This window comes from Actinocorallia longicatena (assembly GCF_039534125.1).
Classification (GTDB): Bacteria; Actinomycetota; Actinomycetes; order Streptosporangiales; family Streptosporangiaceae; genus Actinocorallia; species Actinocorallia longicatena.
Genome location: NZ_BAAAUV010000009.1, coordinates 163294 through 178965, shown reverse-complemented (window position 1 = coordinate 178965; position 15672 = coordinate 163294). Strand labels below are relative to the sequence as shown.

Below are 15672 nucleotides of genomic sequence, written 5' to 3'. Positions count from 1 at the left end.
GCTGAACTGCCGGCTGATCACGGCGGGTAGGTCAGCCCACATGGCTGATCTTGGCTTTCTCGCGCTGACGGCCGCCGTGTTCGCGCTCTTCGCCCTGCTGGTGAGGGCGGTGGACCGGCTGTGAACGCCGCCAACGCCATCGGCCTGGTCCTGGTGATCGGTCTCGCCGCCCTCCTGGTCGCCGCGCTGCTGTTCCCGGAGCGGTTCTAGATGGCCGCGCTGGTCTTCCTGGTGGTGCTGGCGGCCGCGCTCGCCGCCGCCCACCGCCCGCTCGGCGACTACATGGCCGGGGTGTACACCGGCACCGGGCACAGGAAGACCGAGACGGTCCTCTACCGGATCATCGGCGTACGGCCGGAGACCGAGCAGACCTGGACGACCTACGCCCGGAGCGTTCTGGCCTTCTCCGGCGTCTCGGTCGTCTTCCTGTACGGCTTCCAGCGGCTGCTGAACCTCGGCGCGCCCCGGGTGGCGCCCGGCCTCGCCTGGAACACCTCGGTCAGTTTCGTGACCAACACCAACTGGCAGGCCTACCCGGGTGAGACCGCCATGGGCCATCTGGTGCAGATGGCCGGGCTCGCCGTCCAGAACTTCGTCAGTGCCGCCGTCGGGCTCTCGGTGGCGATCGCGCTGGTGCGCGGGTTGTCCCGGGAGCGGACCGAGCACCTGGGCAACTTCTGGACCGACCTGGTGCGCGGGGTCGTCCGGATCCTGCTGCCCGCCTGCGCGGTGATCGCGATCGTGCTGATCATCGGCGGGACGGTCCAGAACTTCGACCACTTCGAGACCTACAAGACCCTGATCGGCCGGAACCAGAGTCTTCCCGGCGGACCGGTCGCCTCCCAGGAGGCGATCAAGGAACTCGGCACCAACGGCGGCGGCTTCTTCAACGCCAACTCCGCCCATCCCTACGAGAACCCGGCCGTCTGGACGAACTGGCTCCAGGTCTTCCTCCTGCTGGTCATCCCGTTCTCGCTGCCGCGCACGTTCGGGCGGATGGTGGGCGACCCGCGGCAGGGCCGTGCGATCACCGCGGCCATGGCGGTCATCGCGACCGTCAGCGCCGTCGGCCTGGACTGGGTCCAGACCCTGCACCACGGGACGGTGCCGAGCGCCGCGGGGGCGGCGCTGGAGGGCGTGGAGACCCGGTTCGGGGTCGCCCAGTCCGCGACGTTCGCCGCCGCGACCACCCTCACCTCGACCGGCGCGGTCAACTCCTTCCACGACTCCTACACCAGCCTCGGCGGCATGATCACGATGCTGAACATGATGCTCGGCGAGGTCGCGCCCGGCGGGGTCGGCTCGGGCCTGTACGGGATCCTGATCCTGTCGATCATCACGGTGTTCGTCGCGGGACTGATGGTCGGGCGGACCCCCGAGTACCTCGGCAAGAAGATCGGCGGCCGGGAGATCAAGTTCGCCTCGATGTACTTCCTGATCACCCCGGTGCTGGTCCTGACCGGGACGGCGGTCGCGATGGCCTTCGCCGGGCCCCGCTCCTCGATGCTCAACACCGGCCCGCACGGCTTCTCCGAGGTCCTGTACGCCTTCACCTCGGCCGGGGCGAACAACGGCTCGGCGTTCGCGGGGCTGAACGCCGACACCGGGTTCTACAACACCGCCCTGGGCCTGGTGATGGTCTGCGGCCGGTTCCTGCCCATGATCTTCGTGCTGGGGCTCGCGGGGTCGCTGGCCCGGCAGCCGGCCGTCCCGGCGGGCGCGGGCACGCTGCCCACGCACCGGCCCCAGTTCGTCGGGCTGGTGGTCGGCGTGACGGTCGTCCTGGTCGCGCTCACCTTCCTGCCCGCGCTGGCGCTCGGGCCGCTCGCGGAGGGACTCCACTGATGACGCTGAGCCGTGCCCAGCTGGAGGAGGCCCTGCCGGGGGCGCTGCGCAAGCTCGACCCTCGGACCCTGTGGCGCAACCCCGTGATGCTGATCGTGGAGATCGGCGCGGCCTGGTCGACGCTCCTGGCGCTGGTGCGGCCGTCCTGGTTCGCCTGGGCGATCGTGGTCTGGCTCTGGCTGACGGTCCTGTTCGCCACCCTGGCCGAGTCGATCGCCGAGGGGCGCGGCAAGGCGCAGGCCGCCACGCTGAAGAACGCCAAGAAGGACATGACGGCCCGCAGGCTGACCGGCCGGCCCGCCCCGGACGCCGAGGAGGAGGTGCCCGCGCCGGAACTCCGTCGCGACGATCTCGTGGTCGTCGAGGCGGGCGGGCTCGTGCCGGCCGACGGCGACGTGGTCGAGGGGGTCGCGAGCGTCGACGAGTCGGCGATCACCGGCGAGTCGGCCCCGGTCATCCGGGAGTCGGGCGGGGACCGCAGCGCGGTGACGGGCGGCACCAGGGTCCTGTCCGACCGGATCGTCGTGCGGGTCACCCAGCGGCCCGGCGAGTCGTTCATCGACCGGATGATCGCCCTGGTCGAGGGGGCCGACCGGCAGAAGACGCCCAACGAGATCGCCCTCGGCATCCTGCTCTCCGCACTGACGATCATCTTCCTGCTGGCCGTCGCCACGCTCCAGCCGATGGCGATCTTCGCCAGGGCGGGGCAGCCGGGCGTCCCGGACTCCGTGGCCCTCGACGAGCACGGCGTCACCGGCATCGTCATGGTCGCGCTGGTGGTCTGCCTGATCCCGACCACGATCGGCGCGCTGCTGTCGGCGATCGGCATCGCGGGCATGGACCGGCTGGTCCAGCGGAACGTCCTGGCCATGTCGGGACGGGCGGTGGAGGCGGCGGGCGACGTCGGCACGCTGCTGCTCGACAAGACCGGCACCATCACGCTCGGCGACCGGAGGGCGGGCGCCTTCGTCCCGGTCGGACGGGTCTCCGCCGAGGACCTCGCCGACGCCGCCCGGCTCTCCTCGCTCGCGGACGAGACGCCCGAGGGCCGCTCCGTGGTCGAGCACGCCGAGACCGCCCACGGGCTGGCCGGACGCCCGGTCGGCGGGCTGGAGCACGCCGAGTGGATCCCCTTCACCGCCCAGACCCGCATGTCGGGCGTGGACCTCGCGACCGGGGGGAGCGGCGCCCGCAGGCTCCGCAAGGGAGCGGCCGCATCGGTCGCCGCGTGGATCCGCGCCGAGGGCGGCACCGTCCCCGGCGAGCTCGACGAGGTGGTCGAGGAGATCTCGGCCTCGGGCGGCACCCCGCTGGTCGTCGGAGAGGTCGTGCGCGGGGAGGCCAGGGTGCTGGGCGTCGTCCATCTCAAGGACGTCGTCAAGCCGGGGATGCGCGAGCGCTTCGAGGAGATGCGCGCCATGGGCATCCGCACGGTCATGGTGACCGGGGACAACCCGCTGACGGCGAGGGCCATCGCCGAGGAGGCGGGCGTGGACGACTTCATCGCCGAGGCCCGGCCCGAGGACAAGATGGCTTACATCAAGGCCGAGCAGGAGGGCGGCCGTCTCGTCGCGATGACGGGCGACGGCACCAACGACGCCCCCGCGCTGGCCCAGGCGGACGTGGGCGTGGCCATGAACACGGGCACGAGCGCGGCCAAGGAGGCCGGGAACATGGTCGACCTGGACTCCGACCCCACCAAGCTCATCGAGATCGTCGAGATCGGCAAGCAGCTCCTGATCACCCGCGGCGCCCTGACGACCTTCTCGATCGCCAACGACGTCGCCAAGTACTTCGCGATCATCCCCGCCCTGTTCGTGGCCCTCTACCCGGGCCTCGGCGCGCTCAACGTCATGCGCCTGCACTCGCCGCAGAGCGCGATCCTGTCGGCGATCATCTTCAACGCCCTGATCATCATCGCGCTGATCCCGCTGGCGCTGAAGGGCGTCGCGTACCGGCCGGGAGGGGCCTCGGAACTGCTGGGCCGCAACCTGACGGTCTACGGGCTCGGCGGGGTCGTCGCGCCGTTCCTCGGAATCAAGATCATAGACCTGTTCGTCCAGTTCCTTCCGGGGATGTCCTGATGCCCGTCTGGATCCGGCAGCATCTCGCCGCGCTCCGCGCGCTGCTCGCCCTGACCGTCCTGGTCGGGGTGCTCTACCCGTGCGCGGTGTTCGTGGTCGGCCGCCTCCCCGGCCTGAACGACCGGGCCGACGGCCAGAAGCTGACCAGGAACGGAAAAACGGTCGGCAGCAGCCTGATCGGGCAGGACTTCGCCGGGCAGGCCGGGTACTTCCAGGGGCGTCCCGGCGACTACGACGGGGCCGCGTCGGGGGCGTCCAACCTCGGTCCCGAGAGCATCGTCGACCGGCCGGACCAGCCCAGCCTGCTGACCCTCGTGTGCGCCCGCAGCAAGGTCATCGGCGGTCGCGAGGGCGTGGACGGGAGCAGGCCCTACTGCCTGCCCAGCGGGGTCGGCGCGGCGCTCGCCCTGTTCGGGCCGAGGACCGCCGACGGCCGGATCCCGCACCCGTCCAGGGTGGTCAGCGTCAACGAGCCCTGCCCCTACCAGCCGTCGATCGTCCGGTACAAGGGCGTCAAGGTAATCTGCGCCCCGCAGGGCTCCTCGCCCGCCGCGGGGAGGCTCGTCCCCGTGAAGATCACCGACCGGACGCCCGCGGTGCCCGCCGACGCGGTGACGGCGAGCGGCTCCGGGCTCGACCCGCACATCTCGCCCGAGTACGCCCGCATCCAGGTCGCCCGCGTCGCCAGGGCACGCGGGCTGACCCCCGCCCGGGTCATGGACGCCGTGCAGGACCACACCTCGGGGCGCGGCCTGGGCTTCCTCGGCTCGCCCCGGGTGAACGTCCTGGAACTCAACCTCGCGCTCGACACGATGAAATAGACCCATGCGTGGCACACTCCGGATCTACCTGGGCGCGGCTCCCGGCGTCGGCAAGACCTTCGCGATGCTGGGGGAGGGCCACCGCCGGCGGGACCGGGGCGGTGACGTCGTCATCGGGTTCGTCGAGCACCACGGCCGGCCGAGGACCGAGGAGCTCGTTGCCGGGCTCGAGCAGGTTCCCCGGCACGAGCTGCTCCACCGCGGGTCGCGCTTCACCGAGATGGACCTCGACGCGATCCTCGCCCGCCGCCCCGACGTCGTGCTGGTCGACGAGCTCGCCCACACCAACGTGCCGGGAAGCCGCAACGCCAAGCGCTGGCAGGACGTCGAGGAGCTGCTCAAGGCCGGCATCGACGTCATCTCCACGGTCAACGTGCAGCACCTGGAGTCCCTCAACGACGTCGTCGAGCAGATCACCGGGATCCCGCAGCGCGAGACCGTCCCCGACGGGGTGGTCCGCTCCGCCGGCCAGCTCGAGCTCGTCGACATGTCACCCGAGTCGCTGCGCCGCCGCATGGCGCACGGGAACGTCTACGCCGCGGAGAAGGTCGACGCGGCGCTGTCGAACTACTTCCGGGTCGGCAACCTGACCGCGCTGCGCGAGCTGGCGCTGCTGTGGGTCGCCGACCGGGTCGACGAGGGCCTGGCCCGCTACCGGGAGCAGGAGGGCATCACCCGCACCTGGGAGGCGCGCGAGCGGATCGTGGTGGCGCTGACCGGGGGGCCGGAGGGCGACACCCTGATCCGCCGGGCCGCGCGGATCGCCGCCAGGTCGGGCCGGGGCGACCTCGTGGCCGTCCACGTCGCCCGCGGCGACGGGCTGACCGGCGGCTCGCCCGTCCGGCTCGCCGAACAGCAGGCCCTGGTCGAGAGCGTCGGCGGCGCCTACCACCAGGTCGCGGGGGAGGACGTGGCGACCGCGCTGCTGGAGTTCGCGCGCGGCGTCAACGCCACCCAGATCGTGGTCGGCACCAGCCGCAGGCCGCTCTGGCAGTACGTGTTCGGCGCGGGCGTCGGCCGCCAGGTCATCGACGGCTCGGGCGACATCGACGTCCACATGGTCAACCACGCCCAGGCGGGCAAGGGCCGCGTCCCCCGGCCGCGGTCGGCGCTGAGCAGGGGCAGGATCACGGCGGGCTTCGTGCTGTCGGTGCTCGGCCCCGCGCTGCTCACCCTCGCGCTGGTGCCGCTGAGCGACCGGCTCGCCCTCACCACGGACGTGCTGCTCTACCTGACGGTCGCGGTCGGCGTCGCGCTGGTCGGCGGGCTGTGGCCCGCGGTGATCGCGGCGCTGGCGGGCGGCGTCCTGGCCAACTGGTACTTCACCCCGCCGCTGCACACCCTCGACATCGACACGGGCGAGAACCTCCTCGCGCTGCTGCTGTCGCTGCTGGTCGCCGTCGCCGTCTCGCTGGTCGTCGACCTGTCCGCCCGGTACCGGCGCAGGGCCGCCCGGGCGAGCGCCGAGGCCGCGACGCTCAGCCACCTGTCGACCGAGGCGCTGCGCTCCGACCGGTCGGTCGAGGCGCTGCTGGAGCAGGTCCGTGAGACGTTCTCCCTGGAGTCGGTGACCATGCTGGAGCGGGGCGAGGACGGCTGGACCGTCGTCGCCCGCGCGGGCGGGACGCCGTGCGCGGTCCCGGAGGAGGCCGACGTCAGGGTCTCCGCCTCGGACGACCTCCTGCTGGCGCTGCGCGGCCGCACCCTGCCCGCCTCCGACCGGCGGGTGCTGTCGGCGTTCGCGTTCCAGGCCGAGGCCGCCCTCGACCGGCGGCGGCTGCGCGCCGAGGCGGGCAGGGCGCGGAGCCTCGCCGAGGCCGACCGGGTCCGCACCGCGCTGCTGGCGGCCGTCTCGCACGACCTGCGGACCCCGCTGGCCTCGATCAAGGCCTCGGTGGGCAGCCTGCGCCAGCAGGACGTCGTCTGGGACGCCGCGGACGAGGCCGATCTCCTGGCCACCATCGAGGAGTCGGCCGACCAGCTCAACGGCCTCGTCGCCGATCTCCTCGACATGACCCGCCTGCGGACCGGCGTGGTCGCGCCGCTCACCCGGGCGGTCCCGCTCGACGAGGTGGTGCTCAAGGCCGTCCTGCCGTTGCCCCCCGGCCGGCTGCGGATCGAGGTTCCGGAGACGCTCCCGCAGGTGAGCACCGATCCCGGGCTGCTGGAACGGGCCGTCGCGAACGTGGTCGCGAACGCGCTGCGGCACAGCGAGGGCCCCGTCCTGGTCAGCGGCAGCGAGGGCGCGGGCCATCTGGAGCTGAGGATCGCCGACCGGGGTCCCGGCGTCGCCGACGCCGACAAGGAGCGGATCTTCGCCCCGTTCCAGCGGCTCGGCGACGCGCCCGGCGGGGCCGGTGTCGGGCTGGGGCTGGCCGTCGCCCGCGGCCTGACCGAGGCCGTGGGCGGCTCCCTCACCGCGCAGGACACCCCGGGAGGGGGGCTGACCATGGTGTTCACGGTGCCGATAGCGTCACCGGGTGAGCGAAGCGAGCCGGAAATGAGCCCGGAACCGAGCCCAGAGGTGAGCACGGAATGACCCGGGTGCTGGTCGTCGACGACGAACCGCAGATCGTTCGGGCGCTCCGGATCAACCTGAAGGCCCGCGGCTACGAGGTGGACACCGCCCCCGACGGCAGGAGCGCGCTGGAGCTGGCCTCCCGCCACCATCCCGACGTGGTGATCCTCGACCTCGGCCTGCCCGACCTGGACGGCGTGGAGGTGATCGAGGGGCTGCGCGGCTGGCTGAGCGTCCCGATCATCGTGCTGTCGGCCAGGCACGCCTCGGGGGAGAAGGTCGCGGCCCTGGACGCCGGGGCCGACGACTACGTGACCAAGCCGTTCGGGATGGACGAGCTCCTGGCCAGGCTGCGGGCCGCGGTCCGGCGGTCGGTGCCCGTCGAGGAGGCCCCGAAGATCGTCACTGAGGCCTTCACCGTCGACCTCGCCGCCCGGCGGATCACCCGCGACGGCGCGGACGTCCGGCTCACCCCGACCGAGTGGCACGTCCTGGAACTGCTGGTCCGCAACGCCGGACGCCTGGTCGGCCAGCGGCAGCTCCTGCGCGAGGTCTGGGGCCCGTCCTATGAGACCGAGACCAACTACCTGCGCGTCTACCTGGCCCAGCTCCGCCGCAAGCTCGAACCCGACCCCTCCCGCCCCCGCTACCTGATCACCGAGGCGGGCATGGGCTACCGGTTCGAGCCCTAGAGTTCCACGCGGCCGGTGGAGCGGCGGACGACGAGCTCGGCGGGCAGGACGGGACGGGCCGGGCTGCGGCCCTGGAGCAGGTCGAGCAGGGCCGTCATCGCCTGGGCGCCCAGCTCCTCGGCCGGCAGGTGGACGGTCGTGAGGTCGAGGGCCTCGGCCAGGACCAGGTCGTCGAAGCCGGTGATCGACAGGTCGCCCGGCACGTTCAGGCCCAGGGCGGAGGCGGCCTTGTGCGCGCCGACCGCGAGGGTGTCGTCGTCGCAGACCAGCGCGGTGGGCCGGTCGGGACGCGACAGGAGCTCGTAGGCGGCCTCGTAGCCCGTCGAGATCGCGATGGGCGCGAAGACCCGGACGAGGTCCTCCACGGCCGCGTCGAGGGCGGAGGCGCGGCGCTGGAAGGTCCAGGCGTCGATGGCGGCGGCGAGATGGCCGATCCGGCGGTGGCCGAGGGCGAACAGATGGGCGGTCAGATCGCGGACCGCGCCCTCGATGTCGAAGTTGACGGCCGGCGCGGTGCCCTCGGGGTCGGAGTCGAGCATGACCAGCGGGACGGGCCTGGGCCCGGCGAGGGAGTCCTCGGCCATGGAGGAGGCCAGCATCCCGTCGATCGCCTCGTGCGGGACCCGGAACGGGCCGTCGGGGATGATCGGCCAGGGGAAGATCACCAGGCTGAAACCGGCCTCGTTGGCGACCCGCGCGGCCCCCGTGTAGACGGCGGCGAAGAACGGCGCGGTCAGGGTCGGGATCACCAGGAGGATCGTGCGGGTGCGGCCGAGCCGCAGATTCCGCGCGGCCGGATTCGGCCGGTAACCGAGGCGCTCGGCGGCCTCCCGGACGGTCTGCGCGGTGCTCGCCGACACCCGTCCGGGCCATTTGCCCGAAAGGACCATCGACACCGTGGACTGGGAGACTCCGGCCTCGGCCGCCACGTCCTTGCTCGTGGGCGGAGAAGCGGGGGCGGGTCCAGCGGGCGTCATCGGTCTCCTTCCGCCCTTTAGAGTAGATCCCGAACAGGATGAAGTTATGCGTATCACCCAGTCTAGTCATACGTATTACCCTGATGGACGAGGACATTGAAGATGCGGGTCTACCGGGAACTGCTGCGGGCACCCTATGCCGCCAGACTGCTGGGCGGCACCCTTCTGGGCCGTCTGCCCAACGGGATGGGCGTGCTCGCGATCGTCCTGTTCACCCGCGGCCACGGCGGCAGCTACGCCCTCGCCGGCACGCTGGCGGCGCTGAACGGGCTCGCCGTCGCGGGCCAGCCCGTCCTCGGGCGGCTCATGGACCGCTACGGCCAGCCGCCGGTCCTCCTGGTCAGCTCGGTGCTGGCCGCGGCGGGCTTCGTCTCCTTCGCCCTGCTCGGCGTCAACGCTCCCGTCCCGGCAGCGCTGGCGGTGATCGTCGCGGGGTTCTTCACCCCGCCGCTGGAGCCGGGGCTGCGGGCGCTGTGGCCGGCCGTCCTCAAGGAACCGGCGCAGGTGCAGGCCGCCTACGCGATGGACGCCGCCGCTCAGGAGCTCCTGTTCACCCTCGGGCCGCTGCTGGTGATCGCCTCCGCCCTGGTCTCCGACACCGCGCCGCTCTACCTCACCGCACTGCTGGGGATCGCGGGCAGCCTGGTCGTCGCCACGTCGGGACCGTCGCGGGCCTGGAAGGGCGCCCCGCACTCGGGCGACTGGGCGGGCGCGCTGCGCTCCCGGGGGCTGCGGGTGCTGCTGGCGGCGCTCGGCTTCATCGGCCTCAGCCTGGGCGTCTTCAACGTCGCGATGGTCGCCTACGCCGAGGAGATCGGCCACGCCTCCGCCGCGGGCTGGCTGATGGCCACCAACGCCTCGGGGGCGCTCGCAGGGGGCCTGTTCTACGGCTCGCGGAACTGGAGCGGAGCGCCCGAGGACCGGCTGCCCTACCTCTTCGCCGGTCTCACCGCCGGTTACTCCCTGCTGATGCTGACCCCCGGTCTCCCGGTCATGCTGCTGCTGGCGTTCGGGTCGGGCGTCTTCCTCGCCCCGACCCTGGCGTGCAGCTTCGGGATGGTCGAGCCGCTGGCCCCGCGCGGCACCGTGACCGAGGCGTTCGCCTGGATCATCGCCGCGATGACGGTGGGGGTGTCGGCCGGTTCGGCGCTCGCGGGGATCGTCCAGGACCACGCCGGGACCAGGGCCTCGCTGGCCGGTGCGGGCATCGGCGGGGCCGTGGCGCTGGCCGTCTCGCTGGCCGGTCGGATCAGGCTCCTGCGTGTGGTGGAACAGACTCCCGGCGCATAGGCGGGCGGGATGTCCATGGCGTACCGTGTGAATCATGGACGACACGGCCACGGAATCAGGCGGGTTGCGACGCTTCCTCAAGCGCCTGGCCTCCACCAAGGAGGAGCTCGAGGCCGAGGAGCTGCAGAAGGACACCGGAGCCGAGGGCGCCACCCCGATCAAGAACTGCGGTGGACGCAGCCGGGCCCAGGTGGCGGGTACGCTACGTACGGTGACCTTGCGGCCCCGCGGCGGAGCCCCCGCCCTCGAAGCCGAACTGTACGACGGCACGGACGTGGTCAACCTCGTCTGGCTCGGCCGCAGGCGCATCGCCGGGATCGAGCCGGGCCGTAGACTGCGGGCCGAGGGCCTCGTCTCCGTCCAGGACGGGCGCAAGGTCATCTTCAATCCCCGATATGAGCTCAGAGGGACTACGTGACCGAGGCCGCCATCAACGCCGACGAGAAAGCGCGACAGACGGTGGAAGCCGTCGTCCGCGAACAGCTGAGCAAGGCTCTCGGCGGTGTGCGCGGCACGATCGAGGGCGCGGTGCCCACGATCGCCTTCACCCTCGGGTGGATGATCACCCACAACCTCAGGCTGTCGATCGTCGCCGGGGTGGGCACGGCCCTGATCCTGCTGGCCGTCCGGATCTCCCAGAAGTCGACGCCGCAGTTCGTCCTGAACAGCCTCGTCGGCATCGGCATCGCCGCGGTTTTCGCGCTCCGCTCGGGCAAGGCGGGCGACGCCTTCCTGCCCGGGATCTACTACAACGCCGCCTACGCCGTCGGCATGACGATCTCGATCCTGGTCCGCTGGCCCGTCGTCGGCTTCATCATCGGCTCGGTCACCGGTGATCCCACGGCCTGGCGCAAGGACCCGGCGATCGTCCGGCTCTGCTCCAAGCTCACCTGGCTGATGATCATCCCCTGCGCCGTCCGGGTCGCCGTCCAGTACCCCCTCTACCTCGCCGACCACGTCGGCTGGCTGGGCACATCCAAGATCGTCCTGGGCTGGCCGCTCCAGGTCGCCTCGTTCGCGGCCATGATCTGGGTGCTGACCCGCGGCCGGACCCCCCTCGCGGAGAGCCCGGCCGAGACCGCCGAGAAACTGACCGGCGAGGACTAGCCCCTGAGCGGCTAGCCCTGACCAGCTAGCCCCTGACCAGCTAGCCCCTGATCAGGGAGGCCACGCACTCGACGTGGCTGGTGTTGGGGAACAGGTCGAAGGCGCGCAGGGTCTCCAGGACCCAGCCGCGGGTGGAGAAGTACTTCAGGTCGCGTGCCAGGGTCGCCGGGTCGCAGGACACATAGGCGATCTTGCGGTTGGTGCGGCGGGCGATCTCGTCGACGACCTTCTCGCCCGCGCCCGTGCGGGGCGGGTCCAGGACGGTGATGTCGGCGCCGCGGACGCGGGAGCCGCCGCGGTGGCCCTGGGCCGCGCCGCGCTTGGGCTGGGCGCCGCGCTGGGGGCGCTCGGGACGGGCCTGGCCGAACTCCAGCGCCGCGATCACGTCCTCGACCTTGCCCTGCTCGATGCTGACGTTCGCCAGGTCCTTCAGGTTGAACTTGGCGTCCCGGACGGCCTGGTTGCCGGTCTCGACGCCGATCACGAGGCCGTCGCGGCCGACCCGCTCGGCCAGGACGCCGGCGAACAGGCCCACCCCGCAGTAGAGGTCGAGCGCGATCTCGCCCGAGCGGGGCTCCAGCGCGTCCATGACGGCCTTGACGAGCGTCTCGGCGGCCGCGGGGTGCACCTGCCAGAATCCCGAGCCCGTGACCTGCCACAGGCGTCCTGCGGCCTCCTCACGGACGAACGGGGTCACGGCCTTGCGCGGCTGCGGCCGTCCGGGCTGGGGCTTGCCGCCCTGGGCCTTGCCGGGCTGCTGGGGGGTGAACCGCTCGGGGCGGTCGGGCTTGACGATCCGCACCGGGACGTCCAGCGTCGGGATCTTCGTGGGGCGGCGGTTGCGCCCCTTCGGCTCGGTGATCACGACCAGCCGGTCACCGGTCCCGGCCGAGACGATGGCCTCGACGCCCGCGGCGTTCTTCCACAGCTGGCGCTCGACACCGATCTGCTCGGTGCCGGGATGGGCGATCAGGCAGCGGTCGATGTACTCGATGTCGTGGGAGCGGCTCTTGCGCAGCCCCACGCCGCCGTCCTCGCCGACCGCGAACTGCACGCGGGTGCGCCAGCCGAGGCCGGGCGGGGAGGCGATGGGCTCGCCGTCCTCGGTGTAGAGGACCGGTACGGCCACCTCCTCGACGTGGACCTCGCGGGAGATCCCGGCGAGGCGCTGGAGCTGCTCCTTGACCACGTCGCTCTTGAGGCGCCGCTGCGCCTCGGGGGTGGCGTGCTGCCAGTCGCAGCCGCCGCAGCGGCCTGGCCCCGAGAACTCGCAGGGGGCCTCGCGCCGGTCGGGGGAGGCCTTGAGGATCTCCACCGCGTCGGCGCGCAGGAAGTTCTTCGTCTCCTCGGTCACCCGGGCCCGGACGGTCTCACCGGGCAGGGCGTGCCGTACGAAGACGACCTGCCCCTCGTGCCGGGCCACGCAGAAGCCACCGTGCCCCACGGGGCCGACTTCGAGTTCAAGGAGAGCGGATTCAGTCACGTTCCGCAATTTTAGTGGGTCCGCTGTCGTAGGCCCGACGCACCGACCCCGGAGCGACGGGTTCCGGCCGTCCCTTGAGCCTTTCGGAGGAGTCGAGCTGCCACGGGACGCTGGTCACCATGACCCCCGGCTGGAACAGCAGCCGCCCCTTCAGCCGCAGGGCCGACTGGTTGTGCAGGATGTGCTCCCACCAGTGGCCCACGACGTATTCGGGGATGAAGACGGTCACCACGTCGCGGGGGCTGCGGCGCCGGACGTTCTTGACGTACTCCAGCACCGGACGGGTGATCTCCCGGTACGGGGAGTCCAGGATCTTCAGCGGGACGGGCAGGTTTCGGGCGTCCCATTCGTCCTGGAGCCGGGCGGCCTCCTCGGAGTCGACCGAGACGGTGATCGCCTCCAGGGTGGACGGCCGGGTGGCCCGCGCGTAGGCCAGGGCCCGCAGCGTCGGCTTGTGGATCTTCGAGACGAGGACGATCGCGTGGTTGCGGGCCGGGAGGGCGTGCTCCTCGTCGGGGTCGCCGGGCTCCAGCTCCAGGGAGACCCGGTCGTAGTGGGTCCGGATGCCCCGCATGATCAGGAACAGCACCGGCATCGCGATGCAGACGATGTAGGCCCCGTGCGTGAACTTGGTGATCAGCACGATGACCAGCACCACGCCGGTGATGATCAGGCCGATGGTGTTGATGGTCCGCGAGGTCACCATCTGGCGCCGGACGGCCGGGTCGGTCTCGGTCCTCAGCAGCCGGTTCCAGTGCCGGACCATGCCGGTCTGGCTGATCGTGAACGACACGAACACACCGACGATGTAGAGCTGGATCAGCTTGGTGACGTCCGCCTTGAAGGCGAAGATCAGCAGGATCGCCGCACCGGCCAGCATGATGATGCCGTTGCTGAAGGCCAGCCGGTCGCCCCGGGTGTGGAGCTGGCGCGGCAGGTAGCGGTTCTGGGCGAGCACCGAGCCGAGCACCGGGAAGCCGTTGTAGGCGGTGTTGGCGGCCAGGATGAGGATGAGCGCGGTCATCGTGGTGACGAAGGCGTACATCGGGGTGAAGTTGCTGAACACCGTCTTGGCCACCTGGGCGATCACGGTGTTCTGGACCTCGGTGACGTCCTCGCCGGTCGCCGGGTCGATCAGCGTGCTGCCGAGGGCCTCGTCGGCGAACTTGGCGTCGGTGATGTAGGCCAGCGCGGTGATCCCGCCGAACATGGTCATGGCGACCAGGCCCAGCATGAGCAGGGTGGTGGCGGCGTTCTGGCCCTTCGGCTTCTTGAACGCCGGGACGCCGTTGCTGATCGCCTCGACGCCCGTCAGGGCCGCGCAGCCCGAGGCGAAGGCCCGCATCAGCAGGAAGACCAGGCCGAACCCGGCGATGCCGACGGACTCGCCGTGCACCTCCAGGCCGGCGGTCTCGGCCTTGAGGTCGGCGCCGAACGCGAGCCGGGTGAAGCCCCACAGCATCATCGACAGGACGCCGAACATGAACAGGTAGGTGGGGATCGCGAAGGCGACGCCCGACTCCTTGAGCCCGCGCAGGTTCAGCACGGTCAGCAGGGTCACCAGCGCGATGGCGAAAAGGACCTTGTGGTCGTCGATGAGCGAGGAGAACGCGCTGAGGTTGTCGACGGCCGAGGAGATCGACACCGCGACCGTCAGCACGTAGTCGACCAGCAGGGCGCTCGCGACGACCAGGCCCCAGTTGCCGCCCAGGTTGGTGGTGGCGACCTCGAAGTCGCCGCCGCCGCTCTGGTAGGCCCTGACGTTCTGCCGGTAGGAGGCGACCACGACGAGCAGGATGACGATGACGGCCGCGGCGATCCACGGCGTGTAGGCGTATCCGGCCAGCCCGGCGATGCCGAGGGTGATCAGGATCTCCTGCGGGGCGTACGCGACCGACGACAGGGCGTCGCTGGCGAACACCGGCAGGGCGATCCGCTTGGGGAGGAGCTGTTCGCTCGCCTGGGAGCTGCGCAGCGCACGGCCGAGCAGGACGCGCTTCACGACGTCGGGAACCTTCGACACGATGGGCCACTCTAATCCCCGGGTGTGATCAGGCGGGTCGCGCCCCACTCGCCGGATTCGCGGTCGTCCGGATTCCGCGCCCCGGCCAGACCAGATCTTGACTCGATCGGGGCCATACTGTCCGGAACAGCCAGTGTCGAAACCTGAATCAGAAACGGGACGGGTCGTGCATATCGTCATCATGGGTTGCGGCCGGGTCGGCTCGACCCTGGCTCATATCCTGGAGGACAAGGGCCATTCGGTCGCCATCATCGACCAGAGCCCCGAGGCCTTCCGCAGGCTGCGCGGAGGTTTCAAGGGCCGCCGGGTGATCGGCTTCGGTTTCGACCGGGACGTGCTCGTCGAGGCCCAGATCGAGAAGGCGTCGGCCTTCGTCGCGGTCTCCAGCGGTGACAACTCCAACATCATCTCCGCCCGGGTCGCCCGCGAGACCTTCGGCGTCGAGAACGTGGTCGCCCGTATCTACGACTCCCGCCGCGCCGAGGTCTACCAGCGGCTGGGCATCCCGACCGTGGCGACCGTCCGCTGGACGGCCGAGCAGATGCTCCGCCGGCTGCTGCCGGACGGCGCCCTCCCGCTGTGGCGGGACCCGACCGGCGAGGTGAAGCTGGCCGAGGTGCAGACCGACACGGCGTGGATCGGCGCGAAGGTCTCCCAGCTCGAGAGCGCCGCCCAGACGCGGGTGGCGTTCCTGAACCGGCTCGGCGAGGCCTTCGTCCCCACGGGCGAGACCGTCATCCAGGACGGCGACGTCGTGCACGTCATGGCCAAGTCGAACGACATCGAGCGGATCACCGAGGCGCTGGCCAAGCGCGTCCAGGGGGGCGAGTGA

The 15672-nt window shown here is 71.5% G+C and carries 13 protein-coding genes; 10 read left to right on the top strand and 3 right to left on the bottom strand.

Annotated elements, in window-relative coordinates; all coding sequences use genetic code 11:
- Positions 1–120 precede the first annotated feature (120 nt).
- The 6 genes from kdpF to ABD785_RS20390 are packed head-to-tail and all read left to right on the top strand — an operon-like array spanning position 121 to position 7960.
- A complete protein-coding gene (gene kdpF, locus ABD785_RS20415) occupies positions 121–210 on the top strand; it encodes a K(+)-transporting ATPase subunit F (protein WP_344830597.1) in 90 nt (29 codons plus the stop codon).
- Positions 211–1845, top strand: coding sequence for a potassium-transporting ATPase subunit KdpA (gene kdpA / locus ABD785_RS20410; RefSeq protein ID WP_344830596.1), 1635 nt, complete (start codon positions 211–213; stop codon positions 1843–1845). It abuts the gene before it with no gap.
- Positions 1845–3929: a potassium-transporting ATPase subunit KdpB gene (gene kdpB, locus ABD785_RS20405; RefSeq protein WP_344830593.1), complete on the top strand. Its 2085-nt coding sequence runs from the start codon at positions 1845–1847 to the stop codon at positions 3927–3929. The genes kdpA and kdpB overlap by 1 nt, the downstream gene beginning before the upstream one ends.
- Positions 3929–4750, top strand: coding sequence for a potassium-transporting ATPase subunit C (locus ABD785_RS20400; RefSeq protein WP_344830592.1), 822 nt, complete (start codon positions 3929–3931; stop codon positions 4748–4750). The genes kdpB and ABD785_RS20400 overlap by 1 nt, the downstream gene beginning before the upstream one ends.
- A gap of 4 nt (positions 4751–4754) precedes the next feature.
- Complete coding sequence (locus ABD785_RS20395) at positions 4755–7289, top strand: sensor histidine kinase (RefSeq protein ID WP_344830589.1); 2535 nt, start codon at positions 4755–4757, stop codon at positions 7287–7289.
- Positions 7286–7960, top strand: coding sequence for a response regulator (locus ABD785_RS20390; RefSeq protein WP_344830587.1), 675 nt, complete (start codon positions 7286–7288; stop codon positions 7958–7960). The genes ABD785_RS20395 and ABD785_RS20390 overlap by 4 nt, the downstream gene beginning before the upstream one ends.
- Here ABD785_RS20390 and ABD785_RS20385 read toward each other — a convergent pair.
- Complete coding sequence (locus ABD785_RS20385; protein WP_344830586.1) at positions 7957–8937, bottom strand: LacI family DNA-binding transcriptional regulator; 981 nt, start codon at positions 8935–8937, stop codon at positions 7957–7959. The two genes, ABD785_RS20390 and ABD785_RS20385, sit on opposite strands and share 4 nt — an antisense overlap.
- A 102-nt stretch (positions 8938–9039) precedes the next feature.
- Here ABD785_RS20385 and ABD785_RS20380 point away from each other — a divergent pair, with 102 nt between their 5' ends.
- The 3 genes from ABD785_RS20380 to ABD785_RS20370 are packed head-to-tail and all read left to right on the top strand — an operon-like array spanning position 9040 to position 11334.
- Positions 9040–10227, top strand: a complete 1188-nt coding sequence (locus tag ABD785_RS20380; RefSeq protein ID WP_344830583.1) for an MFS transporter — start codon at positions 9040–9042, stop codon at positions 10225–10227.
- 34 nt (positions 10228–10261) lie between these two features.
- Complete coding sequence (locus ABD785_RS20375) at positions 10262–10645, top strand: OB-fold nucleic acid binding domain-containing protein (RefSeq protein ID WP_344830581.1); 384 nt, start codon at positions 10262–10264, stop codon at positions 10643–10645.
- A complete protein-coding gene (locus ABD785_RS20370) occupies positions 10642–11334 on the top strand; it encodes a DUF3159 domain-containing protein (RefSeq protein ID WP_344830579.1) in 693 nt (230 codons plus the stop codon). The genes ABD785_RS20375 and ABD785_RS20370 overlap by 4 nt, the downstream gene beginning before the upstream one ends.
- 40 nt (positions 11335–11374) lie before the next feature.
- Here ABD785_RS20370 and ABD785_RS20365 read toward each other — a convergent pair whose 3' ends face one another.
- Both ABD785_RS20365 and ABD785_RS20360 read right to left on the bottom strand, forming a co-directional pair.
- A complete protein-coding gene (locus ABD785_RS20365; protein ID WP_344830577.1) occupies positions 11375–12817 on the bottom strand; it encodes a class I SAM-dependent RNA methyltransferase in 1443 nt (480 codons plus the stop codon).
- Entirely contained in the window at positions 12810–14840 is a 2031-nt protein-coding gene (locus ABD785_RS20360) for an APC family permease (RefSeq protein ID WP_344830576.1), read from the bottom strand. The genes ABD785_RS20365 and ABD785_RS20360 overlap by 8 nt, the downstream gene beginning before the upstream one ends.
- Before the next feature lie 166 nt (positions 14841–15006).
- Here ABD785_RS20360 and ABD785_RS20355 point away from each other — a divergent pair, with 166 nt between their 5' ends.
- Positions 15007–15672 (top strand): potassium channel family protein, encoded by a 666-nt coding sequence (locus ABD785_RS20355; protein ID WP_344830573.1) that lies wholly within the window; start codon positions 15007–15009, stop codon positions 15670–15672.

What these genes read in the sequence shown, in the direction of transcription:
- kdpA (WP_344830596.1), top strand. Translation starts at nt 211, where the DNA reads ATGGCCGCGCTGGTCTTCCTGGTGGTGCTGGCGGCCGCGCTCGCCGCC.
- ABD785_RS20395 (WP_344830589.1), top strand. Translation starts at nt 4,755, where the DNA reads ATGCGTGGCACACTCCGGATCTACCTGGGCGCGGCTCCCGGCGTCGGC.
- kdpB (WP_344830593.1), top strand. Translation starts at nt 1,845, where the DNA reads ATGACGCTGAGCCGTGCCCAGCTGGAGGAGGCCCTGCCGGGGGCGCTG.
- ABD785_RS20375 (WP_344830581.1), top strand. Translation starts at nt 10,262, where the DNA reads ATGGACGACACGGCCACGGAATCAGGCGGGTTGCGACGCTTCCTCAAG.
- ABD785_RS20385 (WP_344830586.1), bottom strand. Translation starts at nt 8,937, where the DNA reads ATGACGCCCGCTGGACCCGCCCCCGCTTCTCCGCCCACGAGCAAGGAC.
- ABD785_RS20390 (WP_344830587.1), top strand. Translation starts at nt 7,286, where the DNA reads ATGACCCGGGTGCTGGTCGTCGACGACGAACCGCAGATCGTTCGGGCG.
- ABD785_RS20400 (WP_344830592.1), top strand. Translation starts at nt 3,929, where the DNA reads ATGCCCGTCTGGATCCGGCAGCATCTCGCCGCGCTCCGCGCGCTGCTC.
- ABD785_RS20380 (WP_344830583.1), top strand. Translation starts at nt 9,040, where the DNA reads ATGCGGGTCTACCGGGAACTGCTGCGGGCACCCTATGCCGCCAGACTG.